This window comes from Streptomyces sp. NPDC000594 (genome assembly GCF_040299965.1).
Taxonomy (GTDB): Bacteria; Actinomycetota; Actinomycetes; order Streptomycetales; family Streptomycetaceae; genus Streptomyces.
In genome coordinates this window covers 285,537-307,841 of sequence record NZ_JBEPCY010000003.1, presented here as the reverse complement: position 1 = coordinate 307,841, position 22,305 = coordinate 285,537, and the positions used below count along the sequence as shown (strand labels likewise).

Genomic DNA, 22,305 nt, shown 5'->3' with positions numbered 1-22,305 from the left:
CGGCATGAAGCGCAGTACCACCACCCCGGCCCCGGCCGGGGGAGCGACCCCGGCATCCGCCGGAAGAACGGCCCGGTGACCGTCCGGGAGGAGGGACGTCGATGAGTACGAAGGACTTCGTCGAGAAGGACTACTACAAGGTCCTCGGCGTCCCCAAGGACGCGACCGAAGCGGAGATCAAGAAGGCGTACCGGAAGCTCGCCCGCGAGTTCCACCCGGACGCCAACAAGGGCGACTCCTCCGCCGAGGAGCGCTTCAAGGAGATCTCCGAGGCCAATGACATCCTCGGCGACCCCAAGCGGCGCAAGGAGTACGACGACGCCCGCGCGCTCTTCGGGAACGGCGGCTTCCGCCCCGGCCCCGGTGCCGGTGGCGGCAATTTCAACTTCGACCTGGGCGACCTCTTCGGCGGTGCCCAGGGCGGCGGCGGTGGCGGTCAGGGCGCGGGCGGCTTCGGCGGCGGTCTGGGCGATGTCTTCGGCGGCCTCTTCAACCGCGGTGCGGGTACGGCCGGTCCGCGGACCCAGCCCCGGCGCGGCCAGGATGTCGAGTCCGAGGTCACGCTGAGCTTCACCGAGGCCGTCGACGGGGCCACGGTCCCGCTGCGGATGTCCAGCTCGGCCGCGTGCAAGGCGTGTTCCGGCACCGGCGACAAGAACGGCAACCCCCGGGTCTGCCCCACCTGTGTCGGCACCGGCCAGGTCTCGCGCGGCGGCACCGGCTCCTTCTCGCTGACCGACCCCTGTGTGGACTGCAAGGGCCGGGGCCTGATCGCCCAGGACCCCTGCGATGTCTGCAAGGGCAGCGGGCGCGCCCGCTCCTCGCGCACCATGCAGGTCCGTATCCCGCCGGGGGTCTCCGACGGCCAGCGGATCCGGCTGCGCGGCAAGGGCGCCCCGGGCGAGCGCGGCGGTCCCGCCGGTGACCTCTATGTCGTCGTCCATGTCGGCGAGCACCCGGTCTTCGGCCGCAAGGGTGACAATCTCACCGTCACCGTGCCGGTCAGCTTCACCGAGGCGGTTCTGGGCGGTGAGGTGAGGGTACCCACCCTCGGTGGGCCGCCGGTCACCCTGAAGCTGCCCCCCGGGACGCCCAACGGCCGGACGATGCGGGCCCGCGGCAAGGGAGCGGTCCGCAAGGACGGCACCCGGGGCGATCTCCTGGTCACCGTGGAGATCACGGTCCCGACGGAACTGAGCGAACAGGCGAAGGAAGCGCTGACGGCCTACCGCGAAGCCACCGCGGAGGAGGACCCGCGGGCCGAGTTGTTCCAGGCCGCGAAGGGAGCATGACATGGACGGAAGGCGTCGTCACCCGTACGAGCTGACGGACGAGTCCCCGGTGTACGTGATCTCGGTGGCCGCCCAGCTCTCCGGTCTGCATCCGCAAACGTTGCGGCAGTACGACCGGCTGGGCCTGGTCTCACCGGACCGTACCGCCGGACGGGGGCGGCGCTATTCCGCCCGTGACATCGAACTCCTCCGGAACGTCCAGCAGCTCTCCCAGGACGAGGGCATCAATCTGGCGGGCATCAAGCGCATCATCGAGCTGGAGAACCAGGTCGCGGCGCTCCAGTCCCGGGTCGCCGAGCTGTCGGCGGCGCTGGACGGCGCGGCGGCGGCGAGCCGTCAGCGCGAGGCCCAGGTGCATGCCTCCTACCGGCGCGATCTGGTGCCGTACCAGGATGTGCAGCAGGCGAGCGCGCTGGTGGTGTGGCGGCCCAAGCGGTCGGAGTGACCGCCGGCGGCCCTCCGGCCGCAGGCCCGGACCCCGTCCGTTGAGCCCCGCCCCGCAGATGTACGGCCCCCGGTGAGCGCTTTCGCGCCCCGGGGGCCTGTTCGTGTCCGCGGCCTGACCACCGCCGGCACCCGCTCCCGACCCGCTCCCGGCCCGGCCCGGCTCTGACCCGGTCCCGACCCGCCTCTGACCCGGTCCCGGCGGGAAGCCCGGACCGAATCCCGGGCAGCCCGGACCGGTCCCGGCGCGTCTGGCGCGTCCGGCGCGTCCGGACCCGAACCCCGGGGCGGCGGGGAGGTCCCCGTACACCCCCGGGAGGCTCTGGGGGCCCTGGAGGGGGCGTTGCCTCCCGTACCCCCGGAAAACCCACCCGGCCTTCCCCGTAAGGCGCCTGAGGGGCCCTCAGGACGGCTCTGCCGGGTTCCTCCCGGTCCGCGCCACCCCCTGCCCACCTACACGTAGTTGAATCATGGAAAACTCCCGTCCCACGCGTATCACCGCCCGGGGCAATGCTTTCCGGCCTTGTTCACACCTGTGGACGGAAGGCGCCCCGGTTCGGCCATCGAACGGTCAGGAGTCGTCCTCCAGGATCTTCGACTGGGCGATCAGATAGCCCAACTGGGTCCGGCTGCCGCTGCCGAGCGAGGATCCCAGCTTGGCGATATGAGCCCGGCAGGTACGGACGTTCATCCCGAGCCGCCGGGCTATGGCCTCGTCCACATGCCCCTCCACCAGCAGTTTCGCGATGGAACGCTGGACCCCCGTGATGCCGTTCAGGTCCGGGCCATAGGTGACCTGCTCCTCCCAGGGCAGTCCATGCAGCCAGAACTGTTCGAACACGCCTACGAGATACTCGACGATCCCCTTGTGCCGCAGCTCCAGCGCGGAGAGCCGGTCGCTGCTCGCCGGGATGAAGGCGACCTTGCGGTCCACGATGATCAGCCGCTCGACGATCTCCTCCAGCGTCCGCACCTCCACCCCCGCCGGGCCGACCAGCTCCATATAGGCGAGCGTCGCCGGATGGTGCCGCGCCGTGTGCTGGTAGAGCGTGCGCATCCGCACCCCGCGCTCGATGAGCGGTTCCACTCTGCGCAGGGCCTTTTCCAGGATGTGCGGCTGCCGGCCGCTGCCCGGCTGGATGGTGAGCAGCTCCTCGGTGCAGTCCGCGGTCACCTGGTCCAGGGTGGCGTTGATGCGGTTGAGCCCCTCCAGGACGGTGACCCCGAGCGGCGCCGCGGTGTTCTGCGCGCTGTACGCCATGAATGGCTCAAGAGCGTCGGTCAGCGCGATGGTTCGTCGCCTTCGCTCTTGGATCTCACGCTCAATGGGGTGTATCAGCTGTGTCAGTGCGGTGGTCGGCGGCACGGGACGGAGCCACTGGGCGTCATCGGGGTCCGGGTGCAGCAGAGCGAGATCGAAGAGGCATGGTGTCGGCTCCGCCTCGGACCGGGCGATCCGGCCGGTACGAAGAGCGGTGATGTACAGACTTTTCCCAGCCTCGCACAGCTCGCCGTCTGCATGAGGGTGTCCGAATTCGCCCTCGTTAGACGTCATATGCACCCCCTCAGGCTCCTGCATTACAGGAACATGATGCCTGCCGTCGCTGGTGCAAGCGTTCGGAGTGAGACATCGTCTTATGCGCGGGGGAGGAGGAATGATCAAACGAGGTGGAGATCACCCATGTCTAGGACGCTACGTGCTCTTAGTGCTCTTGCCATAGCGGCTGCCGCGCTCGGCGTGGGAGTCTCCGGTGCACCCTCGTGGGAATCGGAGCCCACCGCGACCGTGTCCGCGCCCTTCGAGGCCGGGCAGTCCGAGACGTTCGGGATCAAGGAGCCCTCCTGGGGCGCCTTCACACCCGCCAAGGTTTCGGAGCCCTCCTGGGGTGCCGCTCCCGGTATGGGCGTCGAGGCATGACCGTTCCTCCGGACGACCGGGTCTTCCGGCGTGAGATGGCGACCGCCTACCGCTCGGGTTGGCACTTCATCGACCTCGTCACGGCCATCCCCCACCGTGGTGACTCGCTGATGGTCACCCTGTTCGGGGAGCCCATCGTCGTCGCACGCGAGGAGGACGAGGATGTCCGCGCCTATCGGTGCCTGCGCCGGCCCCGGGGTGCGCCGCAGCCCGTCCGGTGCGCGATCCGCTACGGAATGATCTTCGTGAACCTCGACCAGCGCGACCAGCAGCTGGCCGAGCCCGACACCACCACCGCCACCCCCCGCAGTGCTTGAGCGATTCCCCCGTCGTTCCAAATCGCTCAGGCGCTTCCCCCACACAGCGGCGCCATCGCGGACCTGAAACGCGATGGCGCCGCTGTGCTTTTCCCGTACGGGGTGCCGCGAAGGAACCCTCGGCGCCCCGTACGGGTGTCCCGCCGCTCAGGCGTCGCGGCTGATGCCCGCCCCGCGCCCCAGCGCCCGCTCCACCGTTATCTCGATGACCACCCGGTCCGGGTTGGGCCCCGGCGTCCGCCCGTACCGCTCCGCGTAGCGGCTCACCGCGTCCGCGACCACGTCCGCCTCGGTACGGATCCGGGCGCGGCCCTCCAGCGTCGCCCAGCGCCCCCGGTCCACCTGGCAGACCGCCACCCGGGCGCCCCCCTCGTCGGTGGAGCGCAGGATGTTGGCGACCTTCCGGCTGCCCTTGTTGGTGATCACGCGCGCGGTACGGGTCTCCGGTTCGAAGGTCACTCCCACCGGCACCACATGCGGGCTGCCGTCCGGCCGCTGGGTGGTCAGGGTGCACAGGTGGTACTCCTGCCAGAAGGCGAGGTAGTCCGGGGGGAGATTGCCGATGTCGGATGCCATGGCGTCAGCGTAATTGCGGAAGCAATCCCCCTGTAGCCCGTCAGCGCCGGGGATCGGTGGGTTGGCGCAAGAGGGTTGAGCGGAATAGACTCAACTTTATCGCCGTTGGGCGAGTCAGTACGAGGGGGAACACTTCCCACGCCCCTGCGGGCCGCCATGACCGGTCGTGACCGCCATGACCGCCATGACCGTCCCGCAGTGACCCAGCAAGGAGGAGAGACCGCACGTGGATGCCGAGCTGACCAACAAGAGCCGGGACGCCATCACCGCCGCCACCAACCGGGCGGTGTCCGGAGGACACCCCGATCTGACCCCGGCCCACCTCCTGCTCGCACTGCTCGCCGGGGCGGACAACGAGAACATCATCGACCTGCTCGCCGCCGTCGAGGCCGACCAGGCCGTCGTCCGCGCGGGCACCGAGCGGGTCCTCGCGCAGCTGCCCAGCGTCGCGGGCTCGACCGTGGCGCCCCCGCAGCCCAGCCGGGAGTTCCTGGCGGTCGTCGCCGACGCGGGGGAGCGCGCCCGCAAGCTGGGCGACGAGTATCTGTCCACCGAGCATCTGCTGATGGGACTGGCCGCCAAGGGCGGTCGGGCCGGTGAGGTCCTGGCCGCTCAGGGCGCCACCGCCGACCGGCTCGCCACCGCCTTCGAGGCCGCGCGCGGCGGCCGCCGGGTCACCACCGCCGACCCGGAGGGCCAGTACAAGGCGCTGGAGAAGTTCGGCACCGACTTCACCGCCGCCGCCCGCGAGGGCAAGCTCGACCCGGTCATCGGCCGTGACCAGGAGATCCGCCGGGTGGTCCAGGTGCTCTCCCGGCGCACCAAGAACAACCCCGTCCTCATCGGCGAGCCCGGCGTGGGCAAGACCGCCGTGGTGGAGGGGCTGGCCCAGCGGATCGTCAAGGGCGATGTCCCCGAGTCGCTGCGGGACAAGCGGCTGGTCTCGCTGGACCTCGGCGCGATGGTGGCCGGGGCGAAGTACCGGGGCGAGTTCGAGGAGCGCCTCAAGACCGTCCTCTCCGAGATCAAGGGGAGCGAAGGGCGGATCATCACCTTCATCGACGAGCTGCACACCGTCGTCGGCGCGGGCGCGGGCGGCGACTCCGCGATGGACGCGGGCAATATGCTCAAGCCGATGCTGGCCCGGGGCGAGCTGCGGATGGTCGGCGCCACCACCCTGGACGAGTACCGCGAGCGGATCGAGAAGGACCCCGCGCTGGAGCGCCGCTTCCAGCAGGTCCTGGTGGCGGAGCCCACCGTCGAGGACACCATCGCCATCCTGCGCGGCCTCAAGGGCCGGTACGAGGCCCACCACAAGGTCCAGATCGCGGACGCGGCGCTGGTCGCCGCCGCCACCCTCTCCGACCGGTACATCACCTCCCGCTTCCTCCCCGACAAGGCCATCGACTTGGTCGACGAGGCCGCCTCCCGGCTGCGGATGGAGATCGACTCGTCCCCGGTCGAGATCGATGAACTCCAGCGCTCCGTCGACCGGCTGATGATGGAGGAGATGGCGCTCCGCAATGAGTCCGACCCCGCCTCCAAGCAGCGGCTGGAGAAGCTGCGCCGCGATCTCGCCGACCGCCAGGAGGAGCTGCGCGGGCTCACCGCCCGCTGGGAGAAGGAGAAGCAGGGCCTCAACCGCGTCGGTGAGCTGAAGGAACGTCTCGACCTCGCGCGCGGCCAGGCCGAGCGGGCCCAGCGCGACGGGGACTTCGACACCGCGTCCCAGCTGCTGTACGGGGAGATCCCCGCGCTGGAGCGGGAGCTGGCGGAGGCGTCCGAGGCGGAGGCCGAGGCGCGGACGGACACCATGGTCAAGGAGGGGGTCGGCCCCGACGACATCGCGGACGTGGTCGGTTCCTGGACCGGGATCCCGGCCGGGCGGCTGCTGGAGGGCGAGACCCAGAAGCTGTTGCGGATGGAGGAGGAGCTGGGCCGCCGGCTGATCGGCCAGGGCGAGGCGGTCCGCGCGGTCTCGGACGCGGTACGGCGTACCCGTGCGGGCATCGCCGACCCGGACCGGCCCACCGGATCGTTCCTCTTCCTCGGCCCCACGGGGGTCGGCAAGACCGAGCTGGCGAAGGCGCTGGCGGACTTCCTCTTCGACGACGAGCGGGCGATGATCCGTATCGATATGTCGGAGTACGGGGAGAAGCACAGCGTGGCCCGGCTGGTGGGCGCGCCCCCCGGCTATGTGGGGTACGAGGAGGGCGGCCAGCTCACCGAGGCGGTGCGCAGGCGCCCGTACAGCGTGGTCCTGCTGGACGAGGTGGAGAAGGCCCACCCCGAGGTCTTCGATGTCCTGCTCCAGGTGCTGGACGACGGGCGGCTCACCGACGGGCAGGGCCGCACGGTCGACTTCCGGAACACGATCCTGATCCTGACCTCCAATCTGGGCAGCCAGTATCTGGTGGAGCCGCTGACCTCCGAGGAGGAGAAGAAGCAGCAGGTCCTGGAGGTGGTACGCAGCTCCTTCAAGCCGGAGTTCCTGAACCGGCTGGACGATCTGGTGGTCTTCTCGGCGTTGAACCGCGCCGAACTGGAACGGATCGCCCGGCTCCAGGTCGACCGGCTGGCGAAGCGGCTCGCGGAGCGTCGGCTCACCCTGGAGGTCACCCCGGCGGCGCTGGAGTGGCTGGCGGACGAGGGCAACGACCCGGCGTACGGGGCGCGGCCGCTGCGGCGGCTGGTCCAGACGGCCATCGGCGACCGGCTGGCCCGGGAGATCCTGGCGGGTGAGGTCACCGACGGCGACACGGTCCGGGTGGACCGTTTCGAGGACGGGCTGATCGTCGGCCGGGCGACGGTGGGCGGGGACGGCGCCTGAGCGTCGCCCCGGGAGGCCCTGGGGGGTGGGGGTTGTGACCCCCGCCCCGCCATGGGGGAGGATGGCCGTCATCCGTACGAAGGGAAATCACGGTGACCATCGATCCGTCCTCGATTCCGAATTTCGGGGGCCAGCCCCAGCCCCAGGCAGCAGGACCGGCGGGCCCCGTCGTTCCCGACCAGGACCTGGTCAAGCAGCTCCTCGACCAGATGGAGCTGAAGTACGTCATTGACGACGAGGGCGACCTCGCGGCTCCGTGGGAGGAGTTCCGGACGTACTTCATGTTCCGGGGCGAGGCGGACCAGCAGGTCTTCTCGGTCCGTACCTTCTATGACCGGCCGCTTCCGTCCGCGGACCGTCCTCGCATCCTCGATGTGATCGACGACTGGAACCGCCGGACCCTGTGGCCCAAGGTCTACACACACCTCCACGAGGACGAGGACGGCGGCGCCACCATCCGTCTCATCGGTGAGGCGCAGATGCTCATCGGGATGGGCGTCAGCCTGGACCACTTCGTCTCCTCGACGGTCAGCTGGGTGCGGGCCGCGATCGAGTTCGACAAGTGGCTGGTCGAGCAGCTGGGCCTGGAGCCCGCGGCCGGGGACGAGGACGCCGCAGGCGACGAGTCCTGAGGCAGTCAGTGCCCCGCGAGGGCCGTCCGGCAGCACGCCGGACGGCCCTTTCGCCTATCCATGGCTCCCTCGGCTAGAGGGCGATGGGGGAGAGCGTGAGCAGATAGGTGCCGTACGCGAAGGAGACCGTCGCGAGCGCTCCTGTCACCACGGCGAGGACCCCGGGCCGGGCCCGTGCGAGCACCCGGGCGAGCGGCAGCAGAAGGGGAAAGGCGGGCAGCAGGAAGCGCGGCTTGGACTCGAAGAAGCCGGAGCCGCCGACGGTGATCAGTACCAGGACCCCGGTGTAGACCAGCAGCGGCAGGGGTACGGGTGGCCGCTCCAGCAGCAGCAGGACGAAGAGGGTCATCCCGGCGGCGACGATCATCAGCGTCATCGCGATGGGCAGCGGCGCGGGCCGCAGCACCAGATCCCGCACCACCCGCAGGGACCCGGCGCCGAAGTCGAAGGTCGAGGTCCAGCGGCGCTGCACGGCGAAGTAGCCGCCGAGGGGGTCGCCCTCGCGCACCCCCACGTACAGGACATACGCGCACCAGCCGGCCGGGGCGAGTGCGACCCCCGCCCAGAGCCGGGGGCCGCCCCTGGAGCGGGTACGGACGAGATGGCACCCGGCGGTCACCAGGACGGCGGCGGCCACCGCGACCCCGTTGGGCCGGGCGGCCCCGGCGAGCAGTGAGAGCGCCCCCGCCCACAGCCAGGCGCCGCTGAGCAGCGCGTACAGCGACCAGGCGGCGAAGGCGACCAGCAGGGGTTCGGTGTACGCCATGGAGACCACGACGGAGTGCGGCAGCAGGCCCCAGAGCAGCACGAGGACGGTGCCGGTACGGGGCCCGTGCAGCCGGTCGCCCACGGCGAAGATCCCCCACGCGGCGACCCCGGCGGCGGCCCAGGAGACCAGCAGTCCGGCGGTGCCGGAGGTGACGGGCAGGACGGAGGTGACGGCGCGGACCAGGCCCGGGTAGAGCGGGAAGAACGCGAGGTCGCTCTGGACGGCGCCGTCGGGCCACCGCAGGGTGCGGCCGTAGCCGTGCTCGGCGATCAGCAGATACCAGTCGGAGTCCCAGGACCGCGCGAGCGTCCGCCGCACGGGCCGCCCGATGTGCGACGCCCAGGCCGCCATCACCAGCAGCCCGGTCAGCCGCGCCACGGCGAACACCCCGAGCGCGGGTGCGGCCCGCCGCAGGGCCCGGGGCAGGGCGCGCTGCGCCGTGGTGTCGTCGAAGGTCTCTGCGGACAGGGAACACCTCCGGGCGCGCGGGTCGTCAAGGAGACCTTCCGCGCCCCCGCGCCCCCACGCGAGCGCTGCGCCCCCGACACGACCGGCTGCCGGTCGGTTGCCACCCGGTCGGCTGAAGCGGCCGCGCGGCGCGCGTCTGTCCGGGTACGGTCCGCCCATGTGCTCCGCCCATGACGAAGTCCCGTCGCCGATCACCGTCCTTCTTGGGGACGGCCCCGAGCAGCCTCGGGCAGACGTCGGGGACGGCCCCGAACCCCGCTCCTCAAACTCCCCCAGACTTCGTCCGGGGGGACCCCCAGGGGGGCTTGATTTATCCGGCGACCTGGAGACGGTCGCGGCGCGCTTCACGGCCCGCTTCGCGCCGCTGCGCCATGACGCCGAGGGCGCCCGGATCCTGGACCGGGCGCTGCCCGGGTGGTTTCCCTGGGTGCGGCATCTGGACGGCGAGGAGATGCCTGTCTTCGCCGGAGAGCTGCTCGAAGCGCTCTCCGAAGCGGTGGAGTTGGCGGCCGGGGAGGCGGTGCACCGCACGCTGGTGTCGTGGCGGGCGACGGCCCGGATCAACGCCGACCCGGAGGACCTGAGGGAGGCCCTGCGCCCGCTCGGCGGTGACGCCCTGGGGCCGGCGAAGGTCTCCCGGTGAACCTCGAAAGCAGGAAGCCTGGGTCAGCTTCCTGCGGGGCCTGTCTCACCAGCCGACATCCTGTCCGCAGGAGTCCGCGACCGAGCGCGCCAACCGTTCCCGGCCTGGGCCGATCCCGTTGGTCAGCTGAACCTGCGTGGCAGACTTCCGCACCACCGCCATGGTCGCGCAGTCGTAGAGGACGTGAACCCCATTGGACTGGCCCAGATAGAGCATGGTGCCGTCCGGGGGTGACGTAGAGCCCGCAGTCTTGGCGAAGTCGGCCTGTACGTAGTGAAGGCGGATTCCGAGCAGATACGTCCAAGTGTTCTGGCGCGCGGACGTAGCGGCCTGTGCGCCGTGTTTCTCCGTCAGATTACCCAGAAGGATCATGCAGAGGCCGGCTACGAGGAAGACCACCAGGCAGAGACGGAGTAGTGATCCCAGCGTCCGGTGTCTGCCGACGAGGTGCAGAGCCGGCGCGGCGAGGATGGCGCCGCACGCCCACACCATTGCCCAGGTGCCTTCCGAGAGCATGGCGCTGGGGCCTTCGAGGATCACTATGGCTGCCCAGCCCAGTCCCGCCAGTGCGGACAGGGAGAGGGTCCTGACCCAGGGGTGGTTCCGGAGCGTATCCGTCACGACACGATAGGCCCGGCCTCGATTCGAGTCCTCCGTCATGCCGATGGCCAGTACACCCGGGCAGAAGAGCAGGAGGGGGACGACCATGGCACCCATGAAGACCAGCGCGGTGGCCACGCGCGTCAACAGGACTCCGGTGTCCAGTCCGACTTCTTCCGCCGTGACATCGAACTGTGCGAAGAAGCGGTCCACGGCCCAGTACTGGATTCCTGTCAGCAGCACTCCGGTCAGCCCCAGTACGGTGGCGATCGCCTGGAGTGCTTCCTTCTTTCCAGGTGGCTGGGCAGATGTGTCCTCTGGGGTCTTTGGGGTTACGGATTCCGACATGGCCGGATGATGCGCCAAGGGCTGTGGGCCTATGCCGGACTTGATCAATTTCTGAGGGTCGTCAGGGTGCGAAGCCGCTGTCGTCCCGGGTCGGCTGAGACGACGAAGCCCGCCGGCCCGGGTGCGGGGCGGCGGGCTTCTTTGGCGCCGGGGTGGTTACGCGGTGGCGCGGGCCATGTGGATCAGGCCGGTCCAGGCGGTGGGGGACACCATCAGGACGGGGCCGTGGGGGTGCTTGCTGTCGCGGACGGGGATGGTGCCGGTGGTGGTGGCGTGGGCGGGGGCCCATTCGATGCACTGGCCGCCGTCGCCGCTGCTGTGGCTCGACTTGATCCAGATGAAACTGTCCGTGCTGCTCATCAGGCGAACTCCTTGATCGCTTCACGCAGAACGCGGAGTGTCTTTTTGGGGGACAGCGCGTCGGCGCACAACCGCTCGTACCGATCGGTGCCGGTGACCACGGTTGAAGCCGAGTCCGTCACGTGTCCCACCCCTTGTACCTCCGCGTAGAGGACCGGGGATTGGTCAGGACCATCGAACGTCAGCAGCGTATAGGCTTCGGCAGCGGCTGGCGCCCCCGAGTCGTAGGGCAGGATCTGGAGGGTGATGTCCGGGGTCTGGGCCATGGCCAGCAGGTGTTCCATCTGCTCGTGCATCGCGGCTCGCCCACCCACCACGCGGTGAAGACACGACTCGTCCAGGACCACCCAGAGCAGCGGTGGGTTCGGGCGCTCCAGGACCTCCCGGCGGGACATACGCGCCGTGATCTTCTCCCTGATGGTGTCGTCGCTATCACGCGGGTTCGCGGCCCGGTAGAGAGCTTCGGCATAGGCCCACGTCTGGAGTGGGCCCATCACCAGGTACGAGGAGAAGTCCCGGATTGCCACCGCCTGGGCCTCAAGTTCCAGGTACGGCACGAACCACTCCGGATGCCCGTGCCGACTGATCCGCCTCCGCAGCCGCGCGAACGACCCGCTCGTGTCGAAGTAGGTGTCACAGCTCACCGCGAAGTGCTCGCTCGGCATCGCGTGCCCGTGCTTGATCTTCGACACATAGGGCTGCTTGTACCCCGTCGCTTCCGACAATTCCGACTGCGACTTCCCCGCATGCAGAAGTGCCGCTTCCAGTTCCTTGCCGAACCACTGCAATCCATTCGCCGGTTCGGGTGATGATTCGCACATGTGTGCAATCCCCCTTGTTTCCAAGTGATGTGGAATGACTTCGGGACTGGTGAAGGTGTGTCTTCGCACCCAGTATGAAGCCATGGAGCGGCCCCTGTAGGCAAATTCAAAGGAAAGGAAACTCCTCACCGTCGACGCTCGCTGTCAAGGATCGACTGTGATCGCATGTGGTCGGTGAGTTTCGATTGAGAGAAATGCAGCGGCATCGGAATATGGGTGCCAGTTGCATTCTCTGCATGCCCTTTTATTCTGATCGCGGGCCATGGCAGGCATCGCGAGACGGTTCCCTGACCCGCGCGGTGAAGGTGTGCAAATATGTGCATCCCATGCAAGGTTGGGCCCGGCCGGTCACCTGAGTTGCCTCCGGTGGGGAAGGGGCGGGGAGCACATGAGACACCCTGTCGATGTGTTTTGCTCCTGGCCACCGGCTTCCGGGACTATGTCCGCATGGCCTCCCTGAAGCAGTTCGACCCCGCGTCCGGAACCCGTGATTTCCTCGCTGCCGAGTTCGAGCGGCGGGAGCGCGCTTTCGCGACCATCCGGACGGTGTTCTCCCGCTACGGCTTCCAGCCGCTCCAGACTCCGGCTTTTGAGCGACTTGACGTGCTCACCGGCAAGTACGGGGACGAGGGCGACAAGCTGATCTTCAAGATTCTTCGGCGTGGCGAACACGAGGCGACCGGTGAGGCCGATCTCGCCCTGCGCTACGACCTCACCGTCCCCCTGGCCCGCGCGGCGGCGGCTTATGGCAGTCAGCTGCCGTCGCCGTACAAGCGGTTCGCCATCGCGCCTGTGTGGCGGGCCGACCGTCCCGGAAAAGGGCGGTTCCGCGAGTTCGTCCAGTGCGACCTGGACATCGTCGGCTCGTCCTCGCCGCTGTCGGACGCGGAAGTGGTTCTGGCGCTGCACGACGCTCTTGAGGCTCTGGGGGTGCCGGAGTTCCGCTTCCTGGTGAACTCCCGGCACGCCCTCTTCGGTCTGCTGGAGGCGTACGGCGTGCCGGACGATCTCGGCTCCGGTGTGCTGATCACCCTCGACAAGCTGGACAAGCTCGCTCCGGAGGCCGTTGTGGCCGAGCTGGTGGCCGGCCGTGGTCTGTCGGCGGAGGTGGCCCAGGGGCTGGTGGACGACCTCACGGCGCCCGATGCCGTGGAGCGTGTCAGGGGCGAGTTGAAGTCCAGCGAGACCGGACAGGCCGGGCTGGCCGAGGTGGACCGGCTGCTGGAACTGACCAAGGGCGCCATCCCCGCCGAGCGCATCGCGTTCACGCCAAACCTCGTACGTGGGCTCGACTACTACACCGGGATCATCTTCGAGGTAGTGGCTTCCGGCATGCCCGGATCGATCGCCTCCGGTGGACGGTACGACGGTCTCATCGGCCGTCTCGGCGGCAAGGACTCCCCGGCGTGCGGCGGATCGCTGGGCATCGAGCGCATCCTGCCCCTGCTCGACCAAGCGGACGAATCCTCGTATGCCCAGATCGATGTTGCCGTCACGGTGATGGGCGAGGAGCAGGCCGCCGACAGCTTCCGTCTCGCGGCTGAGATCCGCCGTGCCGGGGTTCGCACAGGTGTCTACCTCGGGTCGAGTGGAAAGTTCGCCAGGCAGATGAAATGGGCCGGTGACCAGGGGGCCCGATACTGCGTGATTTACGGTGCGGCCGAACGTGAAGCCGCTACGGTCACCTTGCGGGACATGGACAGTGGCGAGCAGATCCAGGTCCCGCTCGATCAGGCCGCCGCAGAGGTCGCGCGGCGGTGCGCACCATCCAGTTGACGTGCGGCGGACCCTTTCCGCCGTCGGCTTGTTCCGAGGAGGAGCGGATGGGAACGCAAGGCGATCGCATCTTCCGGATCACCGCTGAGCGGGGGTTTCCGGACCCCTGGCTCAGCTTCGGGGACGCCCTCTGCGATGAGGCGGCCCTGAGTACGGAGCTGACCCGCGCCATCGGCGCGGCCCGCAAGGAACCGTCGGACGGCACGCGTGCGGAGGTCACACGGGTCTTCCAGGTGAAGGAAGCGAACCTTCGCCGTTGCGCGGGCATCCTGGACCAGGTGCTCGACGACTGCGACACCTCCGGTGTGTGGGGCGTGCTGGACGAGCGTGCCGGCCGGTTGGATGTCGCGGATGTCCTGGAGACCTGGGGACGTACCCAGGCGCTCCACCCGTTCCCCGTGGTGCTCAGGAGTCTTGAGTTCAACTGGGGCTATATGAAGGAGCACGGCGTTCGGGCGTTCTACGAGATGACGCGGGGATATGTTGCCCGCCTCCAGGAGAACACCGGGCGGTGGCAGAAAGCCTGGGACGGTGAGGTCGCGACCGGCGTGGTGGACCGCATCACCTCCATCGAATGCGACCTCGCCGGTATCGAGGCCCCGATGCACTGTGACGTGTGCAAGAAGACCATCACGGCGCTGCTCTATCTCGACGAACAGCCCGTGGCGGTGTAAGCAGGGAGGACCCCGTTCCGGCATCCGTCGACCTCCCCAGGTGACTCCAAGCCGGAACGGGGCCTCACTCATCGTTCTGTCACGCGGCGGGCCACCGTGCGTCACACGGTGAGTTTCCGCAGCCGGTCCACCGCTTCGCCGAGGACCGACTCCCGCTTGCAGAAGGCGAATCGTACGAACGGCGCGCCCTGTTCACGATGGTCGTAGAAGACCGCGTTCGGGATCGCCACCACCCCGCACCGCTCGGGGAGTTTCCGGCAGAACTGGAAACCGTCCTCCTCGCCCAGCGGGCGGATGTCCGTCGTCACGAAATACGTCCCCGCCGGGCGGTACACGGTGAATCCCGCGTCCGTGAGCCCCGCGCAGAGCAGATCGCGCTTGTGGCGGAGGTCGTCGCGGAGGCCGGTGAAGTACGTGTCCGGCAGGCGCAGGCCCTCCGCGATCGCGTACTGGAAGGGGCCGGAGGCGACATATGTCAGGTACTGCTTGGCGGCGCGGACCGCCGAGACGAGCTCCGGGGTGCCGGTGATCCAGCCGACCTTCCAGCCGGTGTACGAGAAGGTCTTGCCCGCGCTGCTGATGGTGAGGGTGCGCTCGCGCATGCCGGGGAAGGCGGCGAGGGGGAGGTGCTCGCCCTCGAAGACCAGGTGCTCGTACACCTCGTCGGTGATCACCAGCAGATCGCGTTCGACGGCGAGTTCCGCGACGGCGGTCAGCTCGGCGCGGGTCAGGACCGTGCCGGTGGGGTTGTGCGGGGTGTTGAGCAACAGCAGCCGGGTGCGGTCGGTGACGGCGTCGCGCAGCTCGTCCAGGTCGAGGTGGTACGCGCCGTCGCGGGGGCGCAGGGTGACCGGGACGCGCCGGCCGCCCGCCAGGGCCACGCAGGCGGCGTACGAGTCGTAGTACGGCTCCAGCGCGATGACCTCGTCGCCGGGCTCGACCAGGGCGAGCAGCGCCGCCGCGATGGCCTCGGTGGCGCCGGCCGTCACCAGGACCTCGGTGTCGGGGTCGACGGTCAGCCCGTGGAAGCGCGCCTGGTGGTCGCTGATCGCGGTGCGCAGCTCGGGGACGCCGGGTCCCGGCGGGTACTGGTTGCCCCGGCCGTCGCGGATGGCCCGGACCGCCGCCTCGCGGATCTCCTCGGGGCCGTCGGTGTCGGGGAAGCCCTGGCCGAGGTTGATGGAGCCGGTCGCCGCCGCCAGCGCCGACATCTCCGCGAAGATCGTGGTGCCGAACTCGGCCAGCCGGCGGTTCAGCAGCGGTCTGGTGTTCATGTCTCCACCGTTCTCACTCGGGTGCCCGTCGATTCTTCAGCGATCACCATCCTGACTCATGACCGGTTGGTCGGCTGGAGTCAGCGTGCCTCTCGCTTGGTTCCGTCTCCTGCTCCTGGAGAACGCCAGCCTTGGCCGAGATGTCGCGCAGAAGCGCGTCCTTCAGATCGCACAGTGTCGCGCTCTCGGAGACCAGCTGCCGGGCCATGGCGTGCAGTGGGTCGGCCACGCGGTGAAAGTCCGCGCGGGTGATCGGGTCCGGCCAGGCGACGCTCAGGCGCGAGGAGATGGCGCGCGCGGAGATCTCCCGGGCGTTTCGGCCCTGAGCGATCTGCGCGATCTCCCCGCTCCGGCTTCTCAGCTCGTGGAGGAGCCACCAGCTGTCCGTATCGTCCACAGGCCGCAGTGCCACGACGCCCCTGCTGGGTGACGCCGGGTGCTGTGTCACGGCGATGTAGGCGCCGTCGGGGCGGGTGCTCAGCATGAAGGTGCCGGGAGCCCACGTCTCCCCGGCATCCGCCGAGCTGCCCAGGCGGAAGCTCTCCAGATGGGGCACTGTGAGGTCGAAGAGATCGCGTGGGGTGACCGCGTCGGTGGCGGACCCTTTCGTTCGACGAGGTAGCGAGCGCGCGGGGCCCTTGCCTGTTTTCGCCGTGGCGACCTTACTGAGCAGTCGTGTTTCCTCTGCCGGATGTGCGAGGGACCAGTCACCATGGACTGCGTCGGCCAGTTCCACCACCTGTCGCGCGGCTGCCTGGCGGAGATCGACCATCTCCTCGATGAGGCTGAAGGCCTCGTGGTACTTGGCGATGGTGTGCGGTGGAGGAAGCGGGAACGGCATGCGGCGGAGCGTTTCGAGGCTCACTGTGGGCTCGACGTGTGCCGTCACAGCCTCCTCGATCCGTGCTTGTGCCGTGGGCGTCCGCAACCAGATGCGAAGCCAGCTCACGATGTGCGGGGCCGCGCGGATGATGCCGATCGACCTGGTCGCGGTCCATCCGGCGTGTTCGGCCGTGACGACAGCTGATTCTCCCGTCCGTCCGACGAGGACGACGGCCAGGTCGCCCTCCTTGAGGATTGCGCGGCTGGGGCGGGAGTCCCCCGGGCCGCGCCCGCCGGTTCGAGGCGAGCGGATCCTTCCGTCCCTGACGTGCGTCGAGCTCACGATGCCCACAAGGCCGGGTAGGTCGTCATAAAGGACGCCCGACGTTGTGTACATATCCTTCTCATGAAATTTGATGATGGCGGTTGTCTGCCAGGCTTCTGTGGCGATGCCGTCGTGGTCGTCCGCTGAGGTCATCAGATCTCCTCCAGAACTTCCAGCAACTGTGATGCGAGAGCGTGGCCCCGGCTGAGCTTCTCGGCCAGCTCGTCCTTGAGCTGATCGATTCGGGCCTGTGTGTCACGTTCGAGACCTGGAGGTTCCGTAGCCCACGAAGTGGGCATGAGGTTGTGCTCGCGCTTGGCGATCTTCTCGGTCGGGCAGCTTTGAGACCAGCCGGAAGCATCGTGGTAGAGCGTGGACGCGCTCCCGTCCGCCTCAGCGCCGCGCCAGGCCGCCAGAGTGGCCAGGATTCTCTCTGTGTGTGCCTCACCCAGCCGCCGTGCCCCCGATTTCGAGACGCGTTCGAAGGACCGCCGCGCGTTGATGAACAGCACTTGCCCGCGACGGTCGATGGTGCTCCAGCCGGGGCGTGCGCGCTTGTCCTTGTTCAGCACCCACAGGCAGGCGGTGGCGTCGGTGTGGCCGAATACACGGGGTGGCAGAGCGATCACGCATTCGACAAGGTCGGCTCCCAGCAGCTTCCGGCGCAGTCTTTGTGCGAAGGGCTGCGGGCTCTTGGCCACGCTGTCGGCCATCAGGAAGGCTGCTCGGCCTTGCGGAGCCAGCGCGTGGGCGATGTGCAGGATCCATGCGGAGTTGGCGGACCCCCTGGGTGGGGCCTCCTCCGGCCACCGGGGGTCAGGGGGGATCTGGCGACCCGCCCGAGAGCTCAGGACATTCTGGTCCTCCGGCGCCCAGTCGTGCTGATTGAACGGAAGGTTGGCAAGGATGATGTCGTAGCGATCGGACTCCGGCTCCGCGAGGCTGTCCCCCGGCGGGAAGACCTGGGCCTCGACACCCCGCACGGCGAGGTTCATGCGGGCGACCTGTGAGGTATGGGCGTGTTGTTCCTTCCCTCGCAAGGACATGGTCGGGCTCAGCTCAACGCGTTCATGGATGTAACGGTGGGTCGCGACCAGCAGCCCACCCGAACCGCATACGGGGTCCAACACGCTGTCCCCATCCTGCGGTGCGGCGGCGCCCACCATGAGCCGGGCCATGTCGTCGGGGGTGAAGTAGTGGTTTCCGCGAGCCTGTTCCGCGGAGAGGTCCCGGAGGCAGTGGTCGAGCAATGCTCGGGGCTGCTGAACGGAGTCGATCGCCAGGATGAGACCGCAGAGTGCGGCATCGGCCCCGCGAGGCGGAACGGGAATCAAGTCCCTCGTGCCGGTGCCGTCGCCACTGTTGTCCATCTCGGGGAGCCAGTGGGCGAGGCACTGGCTCACAAAAGGCCCGATCAGTGGACTGCGCTCCGCGGCCTTGCCCAGTAGCCACGACCACGTGGGAACACCTGCCCCGGGCGCGGCGCGCGCTTTCCGGCTCAGATGGAGGAGCCCGAGGACAAGCCGAGCCGCGTCGTGAGCGTTCATCAGGCGGGCGAGAAGGGCTCGGTACCGACGTACCTCCGCGAAGTCCTGGGGCGCGGCGAGGCCCTCGATACGCCCGCTTCTTCGCACGGTCCCCATATCGCTCATGAGCCCACCACGCCCAGGCTGAGCATGACTCCGAGGAGAAGGGTCAGGGCGCCGGCGAAGGTCGCCGCTCCGGCCTTCAGGGCCACCGTGGGCTTCCCCTCTTCGGCCATGGCAACGAGGCTGCCGACGAGTGCGGCCACCAACGCCGCGAGGACCGCGATGATCACGTACATCGCCTTCTGCTGCACGTGCTTCCTTCCTGAGGTCGGGGGGATTTCCAGAAGCGTGAGAGAGTCACGCGATCCCCGTCGTCAGGAAGGACAGTAGAAGGCGCAGCCTGCGAGACGCTTGGTGCACGGCGTTTGGGATTTCACCAAGGGCGATGCCCCCGCCGACAGGGGTCATATGCAGTGCACACTCTTTGGGGTTCGTGAGAAGGCTTCGCATGCAGGGAAAGACGGCGACCGGGTTGGGTGGGGGTGCTGAGCGGCATCTGGTTGCGATTCCTGATGGCGCGCTTGGGTATGCCGGAGCCGGCGGGTTGCTCCGGCCGGGGTGCCCGGCCCATCCATGGTCGCCATGGCGCCATCCTCCGGGGAAGCTCTGGACTTCCTCAAGTCTGCTTTGGCGCCGGTGCGCCCCGGGCATTTCCCCTCCACGCCGGAGAGACAGGCGTGGATGGGGAAAAATCTCGAAAGATCCAACGGGAAGCGGTCACGCAAGGGCGCGGGGGGCTCGCTTCGGGGGACAGAAAAGACGGTGAGTGCTCGATGGACATCTTCTTCTGGGTTCTGGTGACGTTCGCGGCCGTGGTCATGGGAGGCGTGCTGCTGATCTTCGCGCTGGGTGCGATGACCTCGGTGAAGGTCGTACGGAGCAAGCGGGCGGCGCTGCCGCCGCGCAGGCCCTACTGGTCGCGTACCCGGAACGACGGGTCCGGTGGGGGCGGGTCCGACGGGGGCGGGTCCGGTGGGAGCTGGTGGGACAGCTACTCCTGCGGTGACTCCGGGGGGTCCTCCTCTTCCTCCTCGTCTTCCTGTGGAGGCGGAGGTTCCTCCTGCGGCGGCGGGAGCTGATGGCACGGGGCAGCGGCTCCCCGTCCGGTCGCTGACCGGACGACGCCGAGGGGGGTGGGGCGCCCGGCGGAGTATCCCGCCGGGCGCTCCGGCGTGCGCTGCGCCGGGAGGGCCGTACGGGGCGGGTGGTTGAACAGGTGAACCGTAAGGCCCCCTAGCGGATGGAAACCCCTTCAAGTTGGGTAAAAACACTGCGAGCGCCGCGTACTTCATGATTCAGTCGCTGACGGAACCTGTTGGAACCCACAGCCGTCGGGCGCCTGCTTCACGGCCCCGACCCAGGCGGTCCCCCCACTTCGTGAACTCCCGCTCAGGGGGCGCCTCAGGTTCACGTATCCACCGCCGACGCGTGTTTGCGGAGCCGATCCATGCTCACCACCCTCAGTACCGCCTACACCGATACCCGTGCCGACGATCTCGCCTGGGCACTCGGACGGGAGCCGCTTCCCGCCCTGGCCGTTCTCGACCTGGAGCTATCCGGAGCCAAACTCCAGCTCAGGCTGCTCGGTGCCTCCCATCAAGTGCTGCTCGACGAGGAGCGGGGCACCTGCTCCGAGACCGTCGCCTGCATGCCCGGCAGCAGTACACCGCTGCCGCTGGGCGTGGCCAAGAGAATCGGCGACTGGGAGTACGAGTTCGCCGCCCGGGTCGAGACCCTCTCACAGGGCTCGTTCGCGGGGCGCGCACAGGAACTCCTCGCCCTGGTCGCCGACCATCCGCACTCGCTCGCCGGGACCTTCCCCGGCTCCCCGCACGCCTTCACCGCGATGATGGCGCAACGGGCGGAGGGCCAGGTGCGGTGGCGCACCTGGCACTCCTACCCCCAGGAAGGGCGGCTGGTCGTCACCCGTACCCGGGTCGGCGCCGTCTCCCAGCGGCAGCGCGCGCGGCGCGTTCCCGAGGCCGTCGCACGGTAGTGACACAGGGGGCGTTTCCCACGCCGGATCGCGGGCGGCACCCGGCCCGCGCTCCGGTGCGGACCCGCCGCGCCCGGACCCGCCCGCGCAGGGCAGGAGCACACGTGTGGGTGACAAGCCGCGTCAGAATCGTGACGTAGCGTTACTGCATGATCGACCAGACGCAGCAATCGGCACCGCCCCAGGAGGCACCGATCCTGCCGGTGCGCCCTGCGGCGGGCCGCTGGCTGGTGCTGCTGGTGGTCTTCGTCTGCGCCGCCTGCGGTCTGGTGTACGAGCTGGAACTGGTCGCCCTCGCCTCGTACCTCATCGGCGACTCGGTCACCCAGGCCTCCGTGGTGCTCTCGGTGATGGTCTTCGCCATGGGCGTCGGCTCCCTGCTGGCCAAACGGCTGCGCTGCCGGGCCGTCGTCGGCTTCGGGCTGCTCGAACTCTCCCTCGCGCTGATCGGCGGCTGCTCCGCGCTGGTGCTCTACGCCTCCTTCGCCTGGCTGGGGGAGTCCCGGGTGGTGCTGGTCTCCTTCTCGCTCACCATCGGCGTCCTGATCGGCGCGGAACTCCCCCTGCTGATGTCCCTGATCCAGCGGATCTCCCGGCGGGACCTCGACGGCACCGTCGCCGACCTCTTCGCCGCCGACTATGTGGGCGCGCTGGTGGGCGGGCTCGCCTTCCCCTTTCTGCTGCTCCCCTGGCTCGGCCAGCTCACCAGCGGACTCTTCACCGGCGCGGTCAACGCCGTGGTCGGCGGGCTGCTGGTGCTCTGCCTCTTCCGCCATGACCTCACCCCGCGCTCACGCGGCTGGCTGCTCGTCGCCAATGCCACCGTCCTCGCCGTCCTCGGCACCGCGACCGTCCTCGTCGACGACTTCGAGCGGGCGGCCCGCCGCGCGGTCTACGGCGACCGGGTCCGGGTCGCGGTGAAGACCGACATCCAGGAAGTCGTCCTCACCGGCGGCCCCCGGGGCCCGCTCGACCTCTTCCTGGACGGGCGGCTCTGGGCCAGCGCCCGGGACGAGCACCGCTACCACCAGGCCCTGGTCCACCCCGCGATGCGCGGACGGCACACCCGGGTGCTCATCGTCGGCGGCGGGGACGGGCTCGCCGCCCGGGAGGCGCTGCGCTACCCGGACACCGACTCGGTCACCGTGGTCGAACTCGACCCGGGCGTGGTCCGGTTGGCCCGTACCGACCCGGCGCTCACCGCCCTCAACCGCCGGGCCTACGACGACCCCCGGCTCACCGTGGTCACCGGGGACGCCTTCACCTGGCTGCGCTCGCTGCCGTCCGCCCGTACCGCCCTCTGGGATGTGGTGATCACCGATCTGCCCGACCCCGGCACCACCCGCAGCGCCAAGTTCTACTCCCAGGAGTTCTATGGACTGGTCGCCGGGGCGCTCGCCGACGGGGGAAGGCTGGTGGTCCACGCCGGACCGGCCGACTCCCGCCCCCGTACGTACTGGACGGTCGACGCCAGCCTGCGGGCGGCCGGGTTCGGCACCACGCCCTACCGGGCCACCGGCGGACTCTCCCGGTTCGCCGTCGGGCCCGAGCGGGCGTCCGAGGCGGTGACCGCCCCGCGCGACTGGGGCTTTCTGCTCGCGGGCCGCCCGTACCCGCCCCGGCTCGGTCTCGACCCCGGGGCGCCCGAGCTGCGCTCCCTCGGCGAGCGGGGGCTCGCGGACGGGGCCCGGGAGACGGCCCGCACCCGGATTCCCGGACTGGAGCCCTCCACTCTGGTCCATCCGCGCTACGAGGACTGACCCGGCGCGGGGGTTCCCCGAAGGCCCCGCACCGAAACGGAGACGCGCACCGGCCCCCTGGGTACCCTCGG

22 protein-coding genes are annotated in these 22,305 nt (G+C 69.3%); 12 read left to right on the top strand and 10 right to left on the bottom strand.

From position 1 onward, the window contains the following. Positions 1-101: 101 nt before the first annotated feature. On the top strand, positions 102-1,292 hold the full coding sequence (gene dnaJ / locus ABT354_RS06385) for a molecular chaperone DnaJ (RefSeq protein ID WP_351489785.1): 1,191 nt from the start codon (positions 102-104) through the stop codon (positions 1,290-1,292). 1 nt (position 1,293) lies between these two features. After that, positions 1,294-1,737, top strand: coding sequence for a heat shock protein transcriptional repressor HspR (locus ABT354_RS06380; RefSeq protein WP_351489783.1), 444 nt, complete (start codon positions 1,294-1,296; stop codon positions 1,735-1,737). A gap of 570 nt (positions 1,738-2,307) precedes the next feature. On the opposite strand, the gene ABT354_RS06375 is transcribed toward ABT354_RS06380, so the two are convergent. Beyond that, positions 2,308-3,291 (bottom strand): helix-turn-helix transcriptional regulator, encoded by a 984-nt coding sequence (locus ABT354_RS06375; RefSeq protein WP_351489781.1) that lies wholly within the window; start codon positions 3,289-3,291, stop codon positions 2,308-2,310. Between the two features lie 231 nt (positions 3,292-3,522). Between ABT354_RS06375 and ABT354_RS06370 the strand changes: the two genes are divergently transcribed. Then, positions 3,523-3,654, top strand: coding sequence for a hypothetical protein (locus ABT354_RS06370; RefSeq protein WP_351489779.1), 132 nt, complete (start codon positions 3,523-3,525; stop codon positions 3,652-3,654). Beyond that, entirely contained in the window at positions 3,651-3,971 is a 321-nt protein-coding gene (locus ABT354_RS06365) for a (2Fe-2S)-binding protein (protein ID WP_351489777.1), read from the top strand. The genes ABT354_RS06370 and ABT354_RS06365 overlap by 4 nt, the downstream gene beginning before the upstream one ends. Before the next feature lie 147 nt (positions 3,972-4,118). On the opposite strand, the gene ABT354_RS06360 is transcribed toward ABT354_RS06365, so the two are convergent. Continuing rightward, positions 4,119-4,547 carry a pyridoxamine 5'-phosphate oxidase family protein gene (locus tag ABT354_RS06360; protein WP_351489775.1) on the bottom strand — a complete coding sequence of 143 codons (429 nt, stop codon included), beginning with the start codon at positions 4,545-4,547 and terminating at the stop codon, positions 4,119-4,121. A gap of 226 nt (positions 4,548-4,773) precedes the next feature. On the opposite strand from ABT354_RS06360, the gene clpB reads away from it, so the two are divergent. Both clpB and ABT354_RS06350 read left to right on the top strand, forming a co-directional pair. Further along, positions 4,774-7,377 (top strand): ATP-dependent chaperone ClpB, encoded by a 2,604-nt coding sequence (gene clpB / locus ABT354_RS06355; protein ID WP_351489773.1) that lies wholly within the window; start codon positions 4,774-4,776, stop codon positions 7,375-7,377. A 92-nt stretch (positions 7,378-7,469) separates the two neighbouring features. After that, positions 7,470-8,009: a type III secretion system chaperone family protein gene (locus tag ABT354_RS06350; RefSeq protein ID WP_351489771.1), complete on the top strand. Its 540-nt coding sequence runs from the start codon at positions 7,470-7,472 to the stop codon at positions 8,007-8,009. A 73-nt stretch (positions 8,010-8,082) separates the two neighbouring features. Here ABT354_RS06350 and ABT354_RS06345 read toward each other — a convergent pair whose 3' ends face one another. Then, complete coding sequence (locus tag ABT354_RS06345; RefSeq protein WP_502983336.1) at positions 8,083-9,156, bottom strand: putative hexosyltransferase; 1,074 nt, start codon at positions 9,154-9,156, stop codon at positions 8,083-8,085. Between the two features lie 247 nt (positions 9,157-9,403). Between ABT354_RS06345 and ABT354_RS06340 the strand changes: the two genes are divergently transcribed. Further along, positions 9,404-9,889, top strand: a complete 486-nt coding sequence (locus tag ABT354_RS06340; RefSeq protein WP_351489769.1) for a hypothetical protein — start codon at positions 9,404-9,406, stop codon at positions 9,887-9,889. Between the two features lie 45 nt (positions 9,890-9,934). Here the strand turns inward: ABT354_RS06340 and ABT354_RS06335 are convergent, their stop codons facing one another. From ABT354_RS06335 to ABT354_RS06325, 3 genes are all read right to left on the bottom strand, one after another. Further along, positions 9,935-10,837 carry a hypothetical protein gene (locus ABT354_RS06335; protein ID WP_351489767.1) on the bottom strand — a complete coding sequence of 301 codons (903 nt, stop codon included), beginning with the start codon at positions 10,835-10,837 and terminating at the stop codon, positions 9,935-9,937. A 156-nt stretch (positions 10,838-10,993) separates the two neighbouring features. Next, entirely contained in the window at positions 10,994-11,197 is a 204-nt protein-coding gene (locus ABT354_RS06330; protein WP_351489765.1) for a DUF397 domain-containing protein, read from the bottom strand. After that, positions 11,197-12,018 carry a helix-turn-helix domain-containing protein gene (locus ABT354_RS06325; RefSeq protein ID WP_351489763.1) on the bottom strand — a complete coding sequence of 274 codons (822 nt, stop codon included), beginning with the start codon at positions 12,016-12,018 and terminating at the stop codon, positions 11,197-11,199. The genes ABT354_RS06330 and ABT354_RS06325 overlap by 1 nt, the downstream gene beginning before the upstream one ends. A 447-nt stretch (positions 12,019-12,465) precedes the next feature. On the opposite strand from ABT354_RS06325, the gene hisS reads away from it, so the two are divergent. Both hisS and ABT354_RS06315 read left to right on the top strand, forming a co-directional pair. After that, the gene (hisS, locus tag ABT354_RS06320) at positions 12,466-13,794 is read left to right on the top strand and encodes a histidine--tRNA ligase (RefSeq protein ID WP_351489761.1); all 1,329 of its coding nucleotides are present in this window, start codon (positions 12,466-12,468) and stop codon (positions 13,792-13,794) included. A 47-nt stretch (positions 13,795-13,841) separates the two neighbouring features. Further along, positions 13,842-14,468, top strand: coding sequence for a hypothetical protein (locus ABT354_RS06315; RefSeq protein WP_351489759.1), 627 nt, complete (start codon positions 13,842-13,844; stop codon positions 14,466-14,468). Positions 14,469-14,569: 101 nt separating this feature from the next. On the opposite strand, the gene ABT354_RS06310 is transcribed toward ABT354_RS06315, so the two are convergent. From ABT354_RS06310 to ABT354_RS06295, 4 genes are read right to left on the bottom strand one after another with little or no spacing between them, the layout of a single operon-like run. Continuing rightward, positions 14,570-15,742 (bottom strand): pyridoxal phosphate-dependent aminotransferase, encoded by a 1,173-nt coding sequence (locus ABT354_RS06310; RefSeq protein WP_351489757.1) that lies wholly within the window; start codon positions 15,740-15,742, stop codon positions 14,570-14,572. A gap of 43 nt (positions 15,743-15,785) precedes the next feature. Further along, positions 15,786-17,042, bottom strand: coding sequence for a restriction endonuclease subunit S (locus tag ABT354_RS06305; protein ID WP_351489755.1), 1,257 nt, complete (start codon positions 17,040-17,042; stop codon positions 15,786-15,788). Then, entirely contained in the window at positions 17,042-18,541 is a 1,500-nt protein-coding gene (locus tag ABT354_RS06300) for an N-6 DNA methylase (protein ID WP_351489752.1), read from the bottom strand. The genes ABT354_RS06305 and ABT354_RS06300 overlap by 1 nt, the downstream gene beginning before the upstream one ends. Then, positions 18,538-18,729, bottom strand: a complete 192-nt coding sequence (locus ABT354_RS06295) for a hypothetical protein (RefSeq protein ID WP_351489749.1) — start codon at positions 18,727-18,729, stop codon at positions 18,538-18,540. Before ABT354_RS06295 ends, ABT354_RS06300 begins: the two co-directional genes overlap by 4 nt. Positions 18,730-19,251: 522 nt before the next feature. Between ABT354_RS06295 and ABT354_RS06290 the strand changes: the two genes are divergently transcribed. The 3 genes from ABT354_RS06290 (at position 19,252) to ABT354_RS06280 (ending at position 22,234) form a co-directional block, all read left to right on the top strand. After that, positions 19,252-19,557: a hypothetical protein gene (locus tag ABT354_RS06290; RefSeq protein ID WP_351489746.1), complete on the top strand. Its 306-nt coding sequence runs from the start codon at positions 19,252-19,254 to the stop codon at positions 19,555-19,557. Positions 19,558-19,925: 368 nt separating this feature from the next. Then, positions 19,926-20,474 carry a DUF2617 family protein gene (locus ABT354_RS06285; protein WP_351489744.1) on the top strand — a complete coding sequence of 183 codons (549 nt, stop codon included), beginning with the start codon at positions 19,926-19,928 and terminating at the stop codon, positions 20,472-20,474. A gap of 149 nt (positions 20,475-20,623) precedes the next feature. After that, positions 20,624-22,234, top strand: a complete 1,611-nt coding sequence (locus ABT354_RS06280; RefSeq protein ID WP_351489742.1) for a polyamine aminopropyltransferase — start codon at positions 20,624-20,626, stop codon at positions 22,232-22,234. The last annotated feature ends 71 nt before the right edge of the window (positions 22,235-22,305 follow it).